Source organism: Leisingera sp. S132 (assembly GCF_025144465.1).
Lineage (GTDB): Bacteria > Pseudomonadota > Alphaproteobacteria > Rhodobacterales > Rhodobacteraceae > Leisingera.
This window is the reverse complement of the sequence record NZ_CP083553.1, coordinates 795184-812050: the sequence shown is the minus strand read 5'-3', so window position 1 is coordinate 812050 and position 16867 is coordinate 795184. Positions and strand designations below refer to the sequence as shown.

The following is a 16867-nucleotide window of genomic DNA, read 5'->3' as shown; positions in this document are numbered from 1 at the left end:
GGCAATCAGGTCCGAGTGCACGCAGGACGTGTTAACCTCATCCAACGGACGTATCCAGCAACGCCCCCTTCTTTTCACCGTGGTGGCTTGAGTGGTCAAACTTCCGGTGCACCTCGTTCAGCCGGTCACGGTCGACAAAGATGTGGTTGTTGATTTCCCGCATCAGATCTTCCTTGGCCATCTTCAGAGCATCTGCTTCCGTGTCCGCCAGCCCCTTGCCTTTCAGCTTGTTCAGTTCCTTGGCGATCTTGTCGCATTCCTTTTTGGCCTTGTCCAAATGCTGCGCTTCATGCGCCAGGCAGCAGGCATAGAAGCGGTACCATTCGATCAGCGACCGCGGCGAAAGTCCGCTGACAGAGCGCTTCGGGCATTTGACCGTCGTGTGCAGAATCAGTTTCAACGCCGAAACCTTGGCCGTGACCTCAAACCAGCCGGTTTTCTTGTCGATCTTGGGTTTGCCATCAGCCACGTATTTTCCCTTGGCGGTCAGGCATTCCAGTTCCGTGGTGGTCAGAAAAGCCACCTTCTTGTTGTCGTTCGGGTCTTTTGGCCCGCTTTTCTTGATGCTTTTGGCTATGTCCGGCAGCGTTTTTCCGGACACCGAATAGGTGTCATAGACAACAGTTTTCACGGTTAGTGAGACAGGCATAATTCCTCCGGGCAGTTAAGGGCTGCCCTTCAGACATAACATGATCACCCCTCAACCCAAAGTCAGCGGCTTAACCTTGCGCGTGGAAGTGGTCGTAAATCCGTTCGGCCAATGCTTCGGATATGCCATCCACGGCCTTGAGGTCGGCCAGATTGGCGCGGCTGACGGCCTTGGCACTGCCGAAATGCGTCAGCAGCGCCCGCTTGCGCGAGGCGCCGACACCCGGGACCTCATCCAATGGCGTCGCACTGACGGCTTTGGCGCGTTTGGCCCGGTGGGTGCCGATCGCAAACCGGTGCGCCTCGTCCCGCATCCGCTGGATGAAATAAAGCACCGGATCATTGCGCTGCAGCGCAAAGACGCTCTCGCCGGGGCGATAGAACTCTTCCTTGCCGTGATCCCGGTCCACGCCCTTGGCGACGCCAACCATGGGGATGTCCTGCACGCCGTGCGCGTCCATGATCTCTGCCACAGCAGAGACCTGCCCGGCACCGCCGTCGATCAGCAAAAGATCAGGCCACAGGCCCTTGCTGCGGTCCGGGTCTTCCTTCAGCAGGCGCGAGAAGCGGCGGTTCAGCACCTCCTTCATCATGCCGAAGTCGTCGCCCGGCACCAGATCATCGCCCCTGATGTTGAACTTGCGGTATGCGTTTTTCATGAAGCCCTCCGGCCCCATCACGATCATGCCGCCAACGGCATTGGTGCCCTGGATGTGGGAGTTGTCATAGACCTCGATCCGCTGCGGCGGACCGCCCAGGCCGAAGGCGTCGGCCAACCCGCGCAGGAGCTTCGCCTGAGTAGCGCTTTCGGCCATGCGGCGGGCCAGGCTTTCACGGGCGTTGCGCACGGCAAAGGCCACCAGCTCAGTTTTCTCACCGCGCTGAGGAACGATCAGTTCGACCTTACGCTCGGCTTTCTCGGTTAGTGCAGCCTCCATAAGGTCTGCGTTTTCAATGGCATCAGAAAGGATCAGCTGCCGTGGCGGCTCCTTGTTGCTGTAAAACTGACCCAGGAAGGCTTCCATGACCTCTGCCGGGCTGTTGTCCGCATCGACCCGGGGGTAGAAATCCTGGTTTCCCCAGTTTTGGTTGGCACGGATGAAGAAAACCTGCACGCAGGCTTGGCCGCCATCCATGTGCAGACCGATCACATCCGCCTCCGCCACCCCGCGCGGGTTGATGCCTTGCGAGGTTTGCACCTGGGTCAGCGCCTTGATCCGGTCGCGCAGCGCGGCAGCGCGCTCGAACTCCATCGCCTCCGAGGCGGCCATCATTTGCTCTGCCAGTTCCTCTTGGATCTTGGTGGAGCGGCCGGACAGGAAACGTTCGGCGTCGCGCACGCTGGCCGCATAGTCCTCCTCACTGATCAGCCCGGTGCAGGGCGCAGAGCAGCGTTTGATCTGGTGCTGCAGGCAAGGGCGCGTGCGGGTCACAAACATGGAATCCGAGCAATCGCGCAGCAGGAACGCCTTTTGCAGCTGGTTCAGGGTCCGGTTCACCGCACCGGCGCTGGCGAACGGGCCGAAGTAGCTGCCCTTCTGCTTGCGGGCGCCGCGATGCTTCTTGATCTGCGGAAAAGCGTGATCCTTGGCGACAATAATGTTCGGAAAGCTTTTGTCATCACGCAGCAGCACATTGTATTTGGGCTTCAGCTGCTTGATCAGGTTTTGTTCCAGCAGCAGCGCCTCGGTTTCCGTCCGGGTGGTCAGGAACATCATCGAGGCGGTGAGCGCGATCATCCGCTCAATCCGCGGGCTGTTACCGGGCCGGGTATAATTCGACACCCGCGCCCTGAGATTGCGCGCCTTGCCCACGTAGAGAACCCGGCTGTCCGCATCCAGCATGCGATAAACCCCAGGCGATGCGTCCAGAGTTTTCACATAATCCTGGATCACTGCATAGCCGGTTCGGACATGCGAATCCGGGGCTGTTTCGGAAGGCTGGTCAGTCATGCGCCCAGACATATGATTCCCTGCCCCTGGCTGCAATGTTTACCCGTCAGGATCAAGAGCGGGGAAATCCACGGAAGCTGTGGATAACTACGAAGATATCTTTGGGCTATCCCGGCTTTTCTCTTATTTCAGAGAGGTTTTGGACGGATGCTTAAATTTTAGGCACTCTGTTAAAGTGCTGATTTCAAGCAAAACTTTTCGCGTCGGCTGTCAAGGTTTTGAAAAGAAAGACACTTTTGTAACGCTTCCGTGACGGTACGCGAGACGGTGCAAAACTTGCAGCGAAAGGGACGGTTTTACCCCTGTTTGCGTCACTCCAGGCCGTCGCTGTCGGGGGTCTGCCAGCCCAGGTGCTGGCCGCCGTCGACGCAGATCATTTGGCCCGTCACAGCCTTTGCATGCAGCAAATAGCTAAGGGCAGCGGTGACATCCCCCGCATCCGCGCCGCGCTGCAAAATAGTAGCCTTGCGCTGGCGGTCGAATTGCTCCGCGCTCTGCCGCGGCCCTTGCAGAGTTGGGCCCGGACCGATGGCGTTGACGCGGATCCTCGGCGCCAGCGCCTGCGCCGCCGTCTGTGTCAATGTCCATAGCGCTGATTTGGCCAGTGTGTAGCTCATGAAATCGGGCGTCAGCTTTCGCACCCGCTGGTCGATCATGTTGACCGCCAGCCCCCATGCCCGAGGCTCACCGCCTGCATCGATCACTACCGGAACCTCTTGCGCAGCCATGGCCTGCAGCAGCACGAACGGCGCCCGCAGATTGCTGTCCAGATGCCGGTCCCAGCTGCTCCGGGTGGCTGTCGCAAGCGTATCATGCTCAAACACGGACGCATTGTTGACCAGGCAATCAATGGCGCCGCCCAGGCTCTCAGCAGCGCGCGGAAGCAGAGCCTTGGCCTGATCTTCCTGCAGCAGGTCTGCTTGTACTGCCGCGGCCTGCCGGCCCATGCCGCGGATCTGCGCCGCCGTCGCCTCTGCCTCGGTTGCGGAAGACGCATAGTGGACAGCCACGTCATACCCTTGTGCCGCAAGCTCCAAGGCCATGGCGCGCCCCAGCCGCCTGCCCGCTCCGGTCACCAATGCCCGCATCTGCGCCTCCCCGCTGCTGCCTTGGAAACAGAGTTAGAACAGGACGAAGAGATAGGCCAGATAAAGCGCCGTCAGAATGACACCCCAAATGCGGGTGATGTCCTGTTTGAAGAAGACAAAGGGGATCAGCAGCAAAGAGGCGGCCAGCATCACCCACAGGTCGAACTGCAGGAACTCCGGATCCACGCTGATCGGGCCGATGAACGTCGCGATACCGATGATGGCCAGCAGGTTGAACATGTTGGAGCCGATCACATTGCCCAGCGCCACATCGGCCTGACGGCGCAGTGCTGCCATTACAGTGGTGGCCAGTTCAGGCAGTGAGGTTCCAATCGCAACAAGTGTCAGGCCAATAACCGGCTCACTGACGCCGTAGAGACGAGCAATGACGGTGGCGTTGTCCACCAGCAGATCGGCCCCCAGCGGCAGGCCGATCAGGCCCAGTAACAGGTAGACGCCGACCCGCCAGTACGGCAAGTCCGGATCTGCCTCTTCAATCTCTTCCAGATCTGTGTCCGCGGCGCAGCCATTGCCATTGCCATTGCCATTGCGGCGATGGTTGCGGGCGTCCCGGAAGGCAACTCCCAGAACCCCAGCCAGCGCCGCCAGCAGGATCAGGCCCGACCAAAACGTGAAGGTGCCGCTGAAGGCAAGGCCGATGAACAGCACTGAGGCCCCAAGCATAAAGACATAGTTCCTGCGGGTGCTGCATTCACTTGTGTGCAAGGCCCGCATGAGGGCCGGTATACCCAGTACCAGCAGGATATTGGCCGTGTTTGAGCCGACGACATTGCCCATTGCGATGCCATCGGCACCCTCATGCACGGCGCTGATCGCGATCAGCAGTTCCGGCGCCGAGGTGCCAAAGGCAACGATGGTCAGGCTGACGATCAGCGCTGGCACCCCCAGCCGCAGACTGAGGTTTACCGCACCACGCACCAGCGCGTCCCCCGCCAGCAGCAGGATAACCAGACCAAGCGCCGAATACAGCCATGGCATCATTTGCCACGATCTCCTTTTCTGCAGGCGCAAGGCCCCTTGCCGATCTTGTAGCGGCCGCAGGACGGGCAGCGCCTGGAATTGATTTGCTTCTGGCCGGGAAACCGCAGCTTGCCGAACATCGCAAGCACAGCCATCACCACCAGAAAGATTGCAACGATCTTGAACAGCACGTCAGAGACCGAAACGCGCGTATTCGGCGCGCTCCTCGATCCCGGCCAGCGCATCCTGCGCGACCTGCATGCCAAAACGGCTTAGCAGCGGCTTCTTGAGACCATAGCGGCGGAAGCGGACCTTCTCGCCGTAACGCTCCTGCATCTTGGGCTTCAGGTGGCCGATACCGTCAATCAGGCCCAGTTCTTCTGCCCTGCGCGCCAGCCAGATTTCGCCGGTGAACAGGTTGTCTTCACTGTGCAGCCTGGAGCCGCGGCGCTCGGTGACGTGATCGATAAAGTTGGCATGGATGTCGTTCAGGATGACTTTGAGGCGCTTCACATCCTCTGGATTTTCCGGGCGGAACGGATCCAGCATCGATTTGCTGTCACCCGCGGTATAGACGCGCCTTTCCACGCCTTGGCGCGCCAGCAGCACATGGGCGCCAAAACCTGCTGAGATCACCCCGACCGAGCCGAGAACCGAACTGGCATCGGCCCAAATTTCATCCGCTGCCGCGGCCAGCCAGTAACCGCCCGAAGCTGCCACATCCTCGACAAATGCAAAAACCGGCACATCCAGCTCCTCTGACAGCCGCCGGATGCGGGCACCGATAAGCGAGCTTTGCACCGGCGAACCGCCAGGAGAGTTGATCTCCAGTGCGACGGCGGCAGGTTTGCCTTTTCGGAACGCACGCTCCAGCACCGGAGACAGCGCAGCGTCGCTCAGGGAGCCGCGGCCGGGCATGCCAATGGCGCCATTCAGGCGCACCACTGCCACCAGCGGCTGTCTTTTCAGGAAAGGCAGGCGAAATCTCATGGCGCCGATGTAGAGGGCCGCCCGGGGTGAAACAAGGTGCGCGGACTTCGGAATTTTTGCGAAATGCAAAAACCGCACAGCCGCGGGCATAAATGCAACGCTGGTTTGCAGCAGCCATCTGGCTCAACGGCCCGCCCGCCGGTACGGCAGCAGCCTCCGGCTGCCGCCTTGCAGAGGCGCACCGCCCCGGTCAGGCCCGGATGCGCCAGCCTGTTTTGAAGATCCACCAGATGACACCCACGCAAGCGAGTGTGAATCCGCCAATGGCGCACAGGCTAAGCAGCACCGGCACATCGGCCTGACCAAAAAAGGCCCAGCGGAAACCCGAAACCAGATAAACCACCGGGTTGAACAGGGTAATCGTCTGCCAGACCGGGGGCAGCATGGAGATCGAATAGAAGGATCCGCCCAGGAACACCAGCGGCGTCACCACTAAGAGCGGCACCAGCTGCAGCTGCTCGAAATTCCCGGCCCAGATGCCGATGATGAAGCCCATCAAGGAGAAGCTGAGGCAGGTCAGCACCAGAAACGCCACCATCGCCAGCGGGTGCTGTACAGAAAGGTCCACAAACAGCGAAGCTGTACACAGGATCACCGTGCCAATGAACAGGGATTTCGTCGCCGCCGCGCCGACAAAACCCGCGACCACCTCCAGGAAATTGATCGGCGCCGACAGGATCTCATAGATGTTTCCGATGAACTTGGGGAAGTAGATCCCGAAGGACGCATTGGAGATGCTCTGGGTGATCACCGACAGCATTACCAGCCCCGGCACGATAAAGGCACCGTATTCGACCCCGTCCACCTCTTGGATGCGGCTGCCGATGGCGCTGCCGAACACCACGAAATAGAGCGAAGTCGAAAGGACCGGAGAGATGAAGCTTTGCAGGAAGGTACGCCAGAACCGCGCCATTTCCGCCTTGTAGATCGTGGCAACTGCGGTCCAGTTCATGCTGCATCTCCTGCGGCTGCGTCATTGGCTGCCGGCCCGCCGGAGACGAGGCCGACAAAGATATCTTCCAGGCTGGATTCCCGGGTCTGCACATCCGCCAGAACCAGCCCGGCCTGGGCTACATCGTTCAGCAACGTGGTGATGCCTGTTCGCTCCGCCCTAGCGTCATAGGTATAAAGAAGCGCCCCGCCGCCATTGACGATTTGCAGATTATGCTGCGACAGCATCTCAGGGATTGCCTCGACCGGCGCGGTCAGCTGCACCTCCAGCTGCTTCTGCCCCATTCGGGCCATCAGCTGATCCTTCTCCTCGACCAGCAGCAGCTCACCGCCGGTGATGACACCGACCCGGTCGGCAATTGCCTCAGCCTCTTCGATGTAGTGGGTGGTCAGGATGATGGTGACGCCGTCCGCCTTCAGTTCCCGGACGATCTCCCACATGTCCTTGCGCAGTTCGACGTCCACGCCGGCCGTCGGCTCATCCAGAAACAGGATGCGCGGCTCGTGCGCCAGCGCCTTGGCAATCAGCACCCGGCGCTTCATGCCTCCGGACAGATCCATGATCCGGCTTTCCCGCTTTTCCCACAGCGTCAGCTTGCGCAAGACCTCCTCCACCAGTGACGGATTGGCGGGTTTGCCGAACAGGCCCCGGGAAAAGGTCACCGTATCCAGAACCTTGGTGAAAGGCTCCAGCGTGATTTCCTGCGGCACCAGCCCGATCAGGGCACGCGCCTGCCGGAACTGGCCGACGTTGTCGAATCCGCCGACGCTGACGCTGCCGTACGTTGCCGTGGTAATGCCGCAGATGGTTGAAATCAGCGTGGTCTTGCCCGCGCCGTTGGGCCCGAGCAGCGCCAGGATTTCCCCTTCTGCTATTTCCAGCGAGACGCCTTTCAGCGCCTGAAAACCGCCATCGTATGTTTTGCGCAGATCGCGGATGGACAGGATTGCCGCCATGGTGCCTCCGGGGTGGTCTCAAATCCCGGCCACCCTAGCGGCGGTTTGCCGCGCCTGCCAGCCCTGCGCACAGGATCAAGCCGCAGAATGGCCTGTGCGCCAGCGCAGGGATCAGCCGCGGCCTGTCACCTTGCTGAACCAGCCTTTCTTTTCTTCCCCCTCATCCGGTGCAGCACCATCGTCGCCCTCTTCCTCCGGCGCCAGATGGGACTGCAGATTGGCAAAAAACTGATCCGCCATCTTTTTGGCAAAGCCGTCAATGATCCGGCTGCCCAGCTGTGCAAGCTTGCCGCCGACCTTGGCTTCAACGTCATAAGACAGCAGCGTGCCGGTTTCAGACGGCGCCAAAGTCACGACAGCCCCGCCTTTGGCAAAACCAGCAGCACCGCCCTTGCCCTCACCGGAAATGGTCAGCTTTTCGTTTTTAATCAGATCCGACAGATTGACCTGCCCTTTGAAGGTGGCTTTGACCGGGCCGACCTTCTGGGTGACCGTGGCCTCGAAACCGTCCTTCGGCGTGCCAGTCACCTCCTGCGCGCCAGGCACGCAGGCCTTCAGCACCTCCGGAGACAGCAGCGCTGCATAGACGGTTGCCGGATCGGCGGCGATATCCTTCTGGTCACTCATCTGCATAGGCTGGCCCTCCCTGGCGCTCCGTTGCGGTTGCTTTCAGACCTAGCCGCCCTGCCCGGCGCTGCCAAGCCCGCTGCGGCCTCAAGGCCGGCCGCGCTACGCATTCCCTGAGCAAATTTATCTTGACGTCGAGATTTTAACTGTAGTATCTCGACATCAAGATAAAAGGAGGACATCATGAAGATCATACTTTTCGGTGCTACAGGCGATGTCGGCAGCGCGGCACTGCAAGCTGCAATTTCCCGCGGCCATCAGGTTACTGCCGTGGCGCGCAAGCCGCAGGCCCTTGGTGTCATTGGCCCGAATGTCACCCCCCTGGCACTGGATCTTCTGGACCAGCCGCAGGCCGCGGCAGAAGCCGCCAAGGGTCACAATCTGGTCATCAGCGCCCTGAGGCCGCCTGCAGGCCGGGAGGCGGAACTGGTGCCTCTGACGCGAATTGCTCTGACGGCCGCGCGGCAGGCGGGCATTCCCGTGCTGGTGACCGGCGGCGCCGCAACGCTGAAACTGGCAGACGGCAGCGGCCACACAGTGCTGAGCGCACCGGGCTTCCTGCCTGACGGTGTCCGCCCGATTGCCGAGGCCTGCGCTGCACAGGACGCGCTGCTGAACGCGGAGACCGAAGCGCAATGGACCTGCCTGCGTCCGCCCGCCATGCTGACGACGGGGCCGCAAACCGGCAGCTACCGCTTTGGGACCGGCACGCTGGTCACTGATGCTGAAGGCAACTCTCAGATTTCCTTCGCAGATTTTGGCGCAGCCCTGCTAGACCTGGCTGAGGCAACCCGCGGCAGCCACCGGAAACTGACGGTTGCCTGGGGCGCTCCCGCCCCCGCCCTGGCGGCCGGCTGACGCCGGTCCTTGGGCGGTGTTGGGCATCTGCGATGCCTGGCAAAGGCGCGGGAGCCGCTGGCTTGCCGGAGAACCCGGTCAGCCGCAGAACAACTCCTTAGTAGGGCAGCCCCACATAATTCTCTGCCAGCGAGACCTGTGCCGCATCTGACGAAAACAAGTAGTCCAGTTCCGCCCTTTGAAGCCGCAGGTCTGTCTCAGATCCCTCCGGCGCCCGGTGCAGAAGGTTGGTCATCCACCAGCTGAACCGCTCCGCTTTCCAGACCCGCGCCAGGGCTTTTTCCGAATAGTCATCCAGTCCCGAACTGTCCGATTGCAGATAGTGGTCCAGGAAACCGTGATACAAATAGTGGATGTCAGACGCTGCCAGGTTCAGCCCCTTGGCCCCGGTCGGCGGCACGATATGGGCAGCGTCGCCTGCCAGGAATAGATTGCCATAGCGCATCGGCTCAGCCACGAAGCTGCGCAGCGGCGCGATGGATTTTTCGATCGACAGGCCGGTTTGCAGGCCTGCAGCCACATCTTGCGGAAGCCGCCGTTTCAGCTCTTCCCAGAATGCTGCATCGCTCCAATCCTCCACGCGGTCGGTCAGCGGCACCTGAATGTAGTAGCGGCTGAGCATCCGGCTGCGCAGAGAGCACAGGGCAAAACCGCGCTCATGCCGGGCATAGATCAGCTCTTCCGCCACCGGCGGCGTCTCTGACAGAACACCAAGCCAGCCAAAGGGGTAAACCTTCTCATATTCCTTCAGCACATCGGAGGGGATCGACTTGCGGCTGACCCCGTGGAACCCGTCGGCGCCAACGATGAAATCGCACTCTGCCCGCTGCGCCTCTCCATTCTGCTCCCAAGACACAAAGGGGCGCGCTTCGGTCAGCGCCTGCGGCTGCACGTTCTGCACCTCATGAATGACCGCTCCGCCCATCGCATCCCGCGCCTCATAGAGATCACGGGTCACCTCGGTCTGGCCATAGACCATCACCGTCTCGCCGCCGGTGCGGCCTGCCAGGTCGATGCGGTCCAGCCGGCCCTGATGGGCGATGTGGAACCCCGCGTGGACCTCTCCCTCGCGGTCCATGCGTGCGCCGCAGCCCGCCTCGCGCATCAGGTTGACGAAACCATGCTCCAGCACGCCTGCCCGGATACGGCCCAGCACATGCTCCCGGGTATGCTTCTCCAGCACGATCGAGCCGATCCCCTTGCGGTGCAATAGCTGCGAAAGCAGCAGCCCCGAAGGCCCGCCGCCGATGATGACAACCTGCGTCTGATGCGTGGACATGCGCGTTCCCCTGATCGTTTGCTGAATTCGTGCACTGGTGATTATGCGCTGGATGCCGGTTTTTACGAATGGACCAAGCGCGCCAAACCTTGTACTTTTCGCACATGCAGTCCTCAGCCCGCATCCACAGCTACAACCTGTTCGGCGAAACAGCTGAACTGGCGGATGTGCTGCATGTGGAGACGATCCGCGCCCGTTCAGAGCTGCATGATTGGGAATTGCGGCCCCATCGGCACGCCAGGTTGCATCAGGTTTTGATACTGACCAGCGGGGGCGGAGCGGCTGACATTGACGGAAACGAACATCGCCTCAGCCCGCCCTGCCTGATCAATGTCCCCCGTGGCGTGGTGCACGGTTTCCGTTTTGGTAAAAGCACAACCGGCTGGGTCATCACTCTTACCTCCGACTTCCTCGACCAGCACCTGATTCCGGGCGAAGGCGTGCGCGCGATGCTGGATCTGCCCGCCGTTCTGCTGCTGCCCGAAGATCTCCAGGATATGGCTCAGCAACTATTCAGCGAAAACAGCCGCCGGGATTTTGGCCGCGCGCAGATGCTGCGCGGGCTGGCGCTGTCTGTGACCGCTGCCGCCGCGCGCGCCATTGCGGCCAACCAAGACTCGGCGTCGCAATCCTCTGCCAGCCCGCTGTTCGCAAGGTTCGAGGCGCTGGTTGAGCGCGACTTCCGCTTGCGCCGCCCGCTGGCGGAATACGCCGGTGCACTGGCAGTATCGCCGACTCATTTGAACCGGGTCGCTCAGCAGGCGACCGGGCAGGCTGCCTCGGCGCTGGTCAATGCCCGCGTCCTGCGCGAGGCGCGGCGGCTGCTGATCTACACCAACCTGACTGCGGCGCAGATCGCCTATGAGCTGGGGTTCAATGATCCGTCCCATTTCAGCCGGGTCTTTGCCAAGGGAACCGGAATGCCGCCACGGAAATTCCGTCAGCAGCTTGTCGGACCCGCCTGAGCCGCCGCAGACTGCCCGAACCGGACACCGCATAGAGGAGCGCCAAATGCTGCAGGGGATCCGCATTCTGGAAGTCGAAGGCCTGGGCCCTGGCCCCTTTGCCGGGATGACCCTGGCCGACCTCGGGGCGGAGGTGATCTGCGTGCACCGGCCGTACACCGGGCGTACACCGGGGATGCCGGAAAACTCGCTTCTGGACCGCGGCAAACGGTCGATCACCCTGGACCTCAAGGACCCCGCCGGTGTTGACACCTTCCTGAAACTTGCCGAAACCGCACATGGGCTGATCGAGGGATTCCGCCCCGGAGTGATGGAGCGGCTGGGGCTGGGGCCAGAGCAATGCCATGCTGTGAACCCAGGCTTGGTCTATGGCAGGATGACCGGCTGGGGACAGGACAGCCCGCTGGCCCATGCGGCGGGGCATGACCTCAATTACATCTCGCTGTCGGGAGCGCTGTGGTACGCCTCCGCCCCCGGCGACGCGCCGCTGACACCTGCAACTTTGGTCGGCGATATCGGCGGCGGTGCGATGTACCTGGTCGCAGGAATGCTGGCAGGCATCCTTAAGGCCAGAACCACTGGCGAGGGCTGCGTGGTCGATGCCGCGATCTATGACGGGTCGGCCCATATGATGAACCTCCTGATGAGCATCCGCCAGGCCGGGAACTTTGGCGTTACACGTGGAGCAAACCTGCTCGACGGGCCGCATTGGTGCCGCACCTATGCGTGTGCAGACGGCGGCTATGTCTCGGTCCAATGCCTGGAGCCGAAGTTCTATGCGCTGTTTCTGGAGAAGCTGGGGCTGTCGGAGGATACTAAGTTTCAGCAGCAGTTCGCCATGACGCATTGGCCTGCCCTGACCGGCCGCCTGGCAGGGATCTTTGCCAGCCAGCCGCGCAGCCATTGGGCGGCGCTGTTCGAAGGGTCAGATGCCTGTGTGGCGCCGGTGCTGAACCCGGAGGAAGCGCTGGCGCATCCGATGAATGCGCGCGGCGCCTGGGTGGAGGCGGACGGCGTGCTGCAAGCCGCCCCCGCCCCACGGTTCTCAGGCCAGCCGGAGTGGACACCGCCGGAGATCCCCCGGCGCGGCCAGCACACGGAGGAGATTCTGGCGGAGCTGGCCCAGAAGTAGAGTCAGTCTTCTTTCTTGGCCTTTTCCGCCGCGGCCTTCATCCGCTTGAGCAGTTCGGTCTTGTCTGCTTGTTTGCCAAAGGGGTTCTTTTTGGTGCCCTTGGCATTGTGTTCGGCGTGACGTGGTTTGTTCTTGCCCATCTTGGGTGCTCCAGATTTACCGTAATCCACCGTTATATCCTCACTCGCGGCGCTTGTTGCCACGCTGATGCCTGAAACCGCAACCCGGCACAAGTCCGGGCCGCGTGTAACAGGTCAGCCGCCCCTGACCGTGTCGATCATCAGCTGCACGTTGTCCGGGTCGGCGTCGGGGGTGATACCATGGCCCAGGTTGAAGATATGCGGGCCGTTCTTGAACGCCTCGACAATGCGGCGGGTGTCATCCACCAGATCCTGCCCGCCTGTCACCATGTGGCGGGAGGCCAGGTTGCCCTGCACGCAGCCGTCCACCTGCACATTGGCAGCGGCCCATTCCGGATCCACCGAGTTGTCCAGCGCCACGCAATCCACACCGGTTGCCTTTGCGAAACCCACGTATTTCTCACCCGCCTCGCGCGGGAAGCCGATCACGGGGATGCCCGGGTGGCGTTCATTTAGCGCTGCGGTGATCTGGCGGCAGGGTTCCAATGCGTATTTCTGGAACGCCTCGCCCTTCAGCGAGCCGGCCCAGCTGTCAAAGATCTTCACCACTTCGGCGCCGGCTTCGATCTGCTTTGAGAGGTAGTCTATGGTCGCCTCGGTTATCCGCGCCAGAAGCGCCTCGAACAGGGCAGTGTTTTCCTCGCGCAGGGCATGGGCAGGCCCCTGATCCGGCGTGCCGCGGCCCGCGATCATATAGGTCGCCACGGTCCAGGGCGCACCGGCAAAGCCGATCAGCGTGGTCTCGGACGGCAGTTCGCGCGACAGGATACGAACCGTTTCATAGATCGGGTTCAGCGTCTCGTGGATGTCGGATGCCGGGCCCAGCTTGGCAAAGTCGGCCTCGGTGGTGATGGTCGAGAGCCGCGGGCCTTCGCCGGTCACGAACCACAGGTCGGCACCCAGTGCCTGCGGCACCAGCAGGATGTCGGCAAACAGGATCGCGGCATCAAAGCCGTAGCGGCGGATCGGCTGCAGCGTTACTTCGGCAGCCAGATCGGAATTATAGCAGAGCGACAGGAAATCCCCGGCCTCAGCCCGCGTGGCGCGGTATTCCGGCAGGTAGCGGCCCGCCTGGCGCATCATCCAAATCGGCGGCACATCCTGTTTTTCACCCGCCAATGCGCGCAGCAGCGTCTTTTGTCCGGCCATGGTCATCCTCTTTGTCAGCTGGCTCCTGAGGTCATGCCTGAGAGGCGGAATGTCAAGAGCAGGGGCGATGTGCCGCGCCCCGTGCGGTTGCGCCTTGTCCTATGTCAAAGCCCGCGCGCCCGGCCCGTGGGAGATGCGCAAAAACCGGTTTCCTCCGGGATGCAAACTGATTTATGGCTTTCTGCATGACACTGACCCTGCCCTCCCCCGCTTCGCCCCTGAAAATCGGCACCCGCGGATCGCCGCTGGCGCTGGCCCAGGCGTATGAGACACGTGCGCGCCTGGCCGCCGCCTTTGATTTGCCGCTTGAGGCGTTCGAGATCGTGGTGATCAAGACGACCGGCGACAATCAGGCACTGATCGCGGCGGACAAGCCGCTGAAGGAACTGGGCGGCAAGGGGCTGTTTACCAAGGAGATCGAAGAGGACCTTCTTTCGGGTGCCATCGACATCGCGGTGCATTCGATGAAGGACATGCCGGTTGCGCAGCCGGAGGGGCTGGCGCTGGATACCTATCTGCCGCGCGAGGATGTGCGGGATGCGTTTGTCTCGCCGTCGCTGACGTCACTGCATGATCTGGCCGAGGGCGCGGTGGTCGGCACCTCCTCGCTGCGCCGCCGGGCACAGCTGCTCAATCGCCGCCCGGACCTGAACGTGGTGGAATTCCGCGGCAACGTGCAGACTCGGCTGCGCAAGCTCAGTGAGGGCGTGGCGGAATGCACGTTCCTGGCGATGGCCGGCCTGAACCGGCTGGCAATGGACGACGTGCCTGCCACTGCTATTGAGACCTCCGACATGCTGCCCGCGGTGGCGCAAGGCGCGATCGGCATCGAGCGGCGCGCCGGTGACAGCCGCGCGGGCGATATGCTGGCGGCGATCCATAACCATGAGACGGGCCAGCGGCTGGCGGCGGAGCGCGCCTTCCTGGCGGCACTCGACGGCTCCTGCGAGACGCCGATTGCAGGGCTCGCGGAGCTGGACGGCTCCACCCTGCGTCTGCGCGGCGAGGTGCTGCGGCCGGACGGGTCGGAGGCGATCAATGACGACCAGATCTGCGCTGTTGAGGACGGCGCGGAGCTGGGCCGGGAGATGGCGGCCAAGCTGCTGGAGAAGGCCGGCAAGGGCTTTTTTGACTGGAAGGCCTGAAGCGACGCGCTCCGGGATATTTGGGGCCAGAGGATTGGAGGACCCGCTCTTCATCTGGCTGAAAATATCCTGGGGGTGAGCGCCAAGGGCGCGAGGGGGTAAAGCCCCTGCTTGGCGCTAGATCTGACCGGACCATTTCAGCCAGCTCTCCGGGCTGCCGCGGAAGGTGTTGAGGTCCACGTCGCCCGCAATTCCGGGCACCTCGCCGGTGCCGGAATACTGCCAGAAACTCCACGCCTTGCCCGGGTAGACCTTTTGCGGGTGGCCCGCGACGGAGCGCAGCCAGAACTCGGTGCCGCTGAGCCGCCCGATGCCGGTGTCGCGGTAGAAATCCACTGTTGTGTAGACCACCGGGCGCTTGCCGTAGTGGCGTTCCAGAATGTTCAGGAACTTGCGCGCCTCGGCCCGGACCGTGGCACCGTCAGGCCGCGTGCGGCAGGTGCGGGAGCGGTGGTTCCATTCCATGTCCAGCACCGGCGGCAGCGCGTTTGTGTCCCTTGGCACGTTGCGGATAAACCAGCGCGCCTGCTCTGCAGCGGGGCGGCAGAAATAGTAATAATGATAGGCGCCGCGTTTCATGCCAGCCGCGCGGGCACCACGCCAGTTGTCGCGGAACTTGGCATCAATGTGGTCGCCGCCTTCGGTCGCCTTGATATAGGCGAAGGACACGCCAAAGCGGCGCACCGTGCGCCAGTCGATGTCGCCCTGGTAGCGCGAGACGTCAATGCCGTGCACCGGGTAGGACCAGGGTTTGCGCCCGTCCCAGTCATGCGGGTCGCGGTCGCCGAAGCGGGGATAGGTCGAAAGCCCCGCAAGCCGCGCATTGGCGGGTTCGGTACGGGTGACCGCCGGTGCTCCGGCATCCCTTTCCGGCGGCCCGCCGCAGCCCGCCGCCAATGACAGTGCCAATACCCCAAGAACCAGTCTGCGCATGTGATGTGCTCCCTGCCTCGCTTCGCTACTACCGCTCTTTTCTTTGCCTGTTGAGTTTCATCTTAGCGCAGGGCAGCGCAAAGTCGCGCCCCAAAGGGCACAGATCAGCGTAAATCCGCCGCAAGAAAAACGCGCCGTTCTGGGGCGGCGCGCTGCTGTTTCAGAAAGGGCGGGTCAGACCCATTTGGCCAGGGGCGGCAGGCTCATCAGCACCGCATTGGCATCATGGCCGGTTTCCAGCCCGAACTTGGTGCCGCGATCGTAGACCAGATTGTATTCCGCATAGAGGCCGCGGTGGATCAGCTGGGCGTCCTTGTCTGCCTCATCAAATGCCTGCACCCGGCGCTTTTCGACCAGCGGCACGAAGGCCGGCAGGAAGGCGCGGCCGATGTCCCGGGTCAGGGCAAAATCTGCGGACCAATCACCGGAGTTCTGGTCATCCATGAAGATGCCCCCTACTCCGCGGGCGCGCTTGCGGTGGGGGATGTAAAAATACTCATCCGCCCACTCCTTGAGCCGCGGGTAATGCTCTGCCCCGTGCGGGTCCAAGTGCTGTTTCTGCTGCCCGTGGAAATGCGCGGTGTCTTCTGCGTATTCGATGCACGGGTTCAGATCCGAGCCGCCGCCGAACCACCAGGCGTGCGGGGTCCAGAACATGCGGGTATTCATGTGCACGGCGGGAACATGCGGGTTGCGCATATGGGCAACCAGCGAAATCCCGGAGGCCCAAAAACGCGGGTCATCCTTCATGCCGGGAATACCCTTGCGCGCCGCCATCGCGGCCTGCGCGCGTTCGCCCAGCGTGCCGTAGACCTCGGAGATGTTGACGCCGACCTTCTCAAAAACCCGGCCGCCGCGCATCACGCTCATCAGCCCGCCGCCCGCGTCGGAACCGTCGTCCGAGGTGCGTTTGGTTTCGGTCACATCAAACCGGCCCGGGTCCATTTCCGCAAACGGACCCTCAGCATGGCTGTCCTCCAGTGCCTCGAAGGCCGCGACGATCTGGTCGCGCAATTCCCGGAACCAGGCCGCAGCCCGGGCCTTTTCTTCTTTCATTTCAGCAGTCAATTGT

Annotated in this window: 18 protein-coding genes; 4 read left to right on the top strand and 14 right to left on the bottom strand. The window is 62.3% G+C overall.

The window, feature by feature from the left end:
- Positions 1 to 37: 37 nt before the first annotated feature.
- The 9 genes from K3725_RS03895 to K3725_RS03855 all read right to left on the bottom strand — a co-directional run bounded on the left by K3725_RS03895 (position 38) and on the right by K3725_RS03855 (position 8200).
- Positions 38 to 649, bottom strand: a complete 612-nt coding sequence (locus K3725_RS03895) for a DUF922 domain-containing Zn-dependent protease (protein WP_260017551.1) — start codon at positions 647 to 649, stop codon at positions 38 to 40.
- 70 nt (positions 650 to 719) lie between these two features.
- Positions 720 to 2600, bottom strand: coding sequence for an excinuclease ABC subunit UvrC (gene uvrC, locus K3725_RS03890; protein ID WP_409201586.1), 1881 nt, complete (start codon positions 2598 to 2600; stop codon positions 720 to 722).
- Positions 2601 to 2911: 311 nt separating this feature from the next.
- Complete coding sequence (locus K3725_RS03885; protein WP_260017549.1) at positions 2912 to 3688, bottom strand: SDR family oxidoreductase; 777 nt, start codon at positions 3686 to 3688, stop codon at positions 2912 to 2914.
- 33 nt (positions 3689 to 3721) lie between these two features.
- Positions 3722 to 4690, bottom strand: coding sequence for a calcium/sodium antiporter (locus K3725_RS03880; RefSeq protein ID WP_260017548.1), 969 nt, complete (start codon positions 4688 to 4690; stop codon positions 3722 to 3724).
- Positions 4687 to 4860 carry a hypothetical protein gene (locus tag K3725_RS03875; protein ID WP_260017547.1) on the bottom strand — a complete coding sequence of 58 codons (174 nt, stop codon included), beginning with the start codon at positions 4858 to 4860 and terminating at the stop codon, positions 4687 to 4689. The genes K3725_RS03880 and K3725_RS03875 overlap by 4 nt, the downstream gene beginning before the upstream one ends.
- Position 4861: 1 nt before the next feature.
- The gene (locus K3725_RS03870) at positions 4862 to 5659 is read right to left on the bottom strand and encodes a S49 family peptidase (RefSeq protein ID WP_260017546.1); all 798 of its coding nucleotides are present in this window, start codon (positions 5657 to 5659) and stop codon (positions 4862 to 4864) included.
- Between the two features lie 190 nt (positions 5660 to 5849).
- Positions 5850 to 6611: an ABC transporter permease gene (locus K3725_RS03865; protein ID WP_019297162.1), complete on the bottom strand. Its 762-nt coding sequence runs from the start codon at positions 6609 to 6611 to the stop codon at positions 5850 to 5852.
- Positions 6608 to 7567: an ABC transporter ATP-binding protein gene (locus K3725_RS03860; RefSeq protein ID WP_260017545.1), complete on the bottom strand. Its 960-nt coding sequence runs from the start codon at positions 7565 to 7567 to the stop codon at positions 6608 to 6610. Before K3725_RS03860 ends, K3725_RS03865 begins: the two co-directional genes overlap by 4 nt.
- Positions 7568 to 7678: 111 nt before the next feature.
- Positions 7679 to 8200: a carbon monoxide dehydrogenase subunit G gene (locus K3725_RS03855; RefSeq protein WP_260017544.1), complete on the bottom strand. Its 522-nt coding sequence runs from the start codon at positions 8198 to 8200 to the stop codon at positions 7679 to 7681.
- A 177-nt stretch (positions 8201 to 8377) separates the two neighbouring features.
- Between K3725_RS03855 and K3725_RS03850 the strand changes: the two genes are divergently transcribed.
- Positions 8378 to 9052 carry an NAD(P)-dependent oxidoreductase gene (locus tag K3725_RS03850; protein ID WP_260017543.1) on the top strand — a complete coding sequence of 225 codons (675 nt, stop codon included), beginning with the start codon at positions 8378 to 8380 and terminating at the stop codon, positions 9050 to 9052.
- A gap of 97 nt (positions 9053 to 9149) precedes the next feature.
- Here K3725_RS03850 and pobA read toward each other — a convergent pair whose 3' ends face one another.
- A complete protein-coding gene (gene pobA, locus K3725_RS03845; protein ID WP_260017542.1) occupies positions 9150 to 10331 on the bottom strand; it encodes a 4-hydroxybenzoate 3-monooxygenase in 1182 nt (393 codons plus the stop codon).
- Between the two features lie 104 nt (positions 10332 to 10435).
- Between pobA and K3725_RS03840 the strand changes: the two genes are divergently transcribed.
- Together K3725_RS03840 and K3725_RS03835 are read left to right on the top strand one after the other, a co-directional pair.
- Entirely contained in the window at positions 10436 to 11296 is an 861-nt protein-coding gene (locus tag K3725_RS03840) for a helix-turn-helix domain-containing protein (protein WP_260017541.1), read from the top strand.
- Positions 11297 to 11342: 46 nt separating this feature from the next.
- A complete protein-coding gene (locus K3725_RS03835; protein ID WP_260017540.1) occupies positions 11343 to 12428 on the top strand; it encodes a CaiB/BaiF CoA-transferase family protein in 1086 nt (361 codons plus the stop codon).
- Between the two features lie 2 nt (positions 12429 to 12430).
- Here K3725_RS03835 and K3725_RS03830 read toward each other — a convergent pair whose 3' ends face one another.
- Together K3725_RS03830 and hemE are read right to left on the bottom strand one after the other, a co-directional pair.
- Entirely contained in the window at positions 12431 to 12568 is a 138-nt protein-coding gene (locus K3725_RS03830) for a hypothetical protein (protein WP_008554039.1), read from the bottom strand.
- Positions 12569 to 12682: 114 nt separating this feature from the next.
- Positions 12683 to 13717 carry a uroporphyrinogen decarboxylase gene (hemE, locus tag K3725_RS03825; protein WP_260017539.1) on the bottom strand — a complete coding sequence of 345 codons (1035 nt, stop codon included), beginning with the start codon at positions 13715 to 13717 and terminating at the stop codon, positions 12683 to 12685.
- A 185-nt stretch (positions 13718 to 13902) separates the two neighbouring features.
- On the opposite strand from hemE, the gene hemC reads away from it, so the two are divergent.
- Positions 13903 to 14862: a hydroxymethylbilane synthase gene (gene hemC, locus K3725_RS03820; RefSeq protein WP_260017538.1), complete on the top strand. Its 960-nt coding sequence runs from the start codon at positions 13903 to 13905 to the stop codon at positions 14860 to 14862.
- Between the two features lie 117 nt (positions 14863 to 14979).
- Here hemC and K3725_RS03815 read toward each other — a convergent pair whose 3' ends face one another.
- Positions 14980 to 15795, bottom strand: a complete 816-nt coding sequence (locus K3725_RS03815) for a GH25 family lysozyme (protein WP_260017537.1) — start codon at positions 15793 to 15795, stop codon at positions 14980 to 14982.
- 174 nt (positions 15796 to 15969) lie between these two features.
- Positions 15970 to 16851: an oxygen-dependent coproporphyrinogen oxidase gene (gene hemF, locus K3725_RS03810; RefSeq protein ID WP_260017536.1), complete on the bottom strand. Its 882-nt coding sequence runs from the start codon at positions 16849 to 16851 to the stop codon at positions 15970 to 15972.
- Between the last annotated feature and the right edge of the window lie 16 nt (positions 16852 to 16867).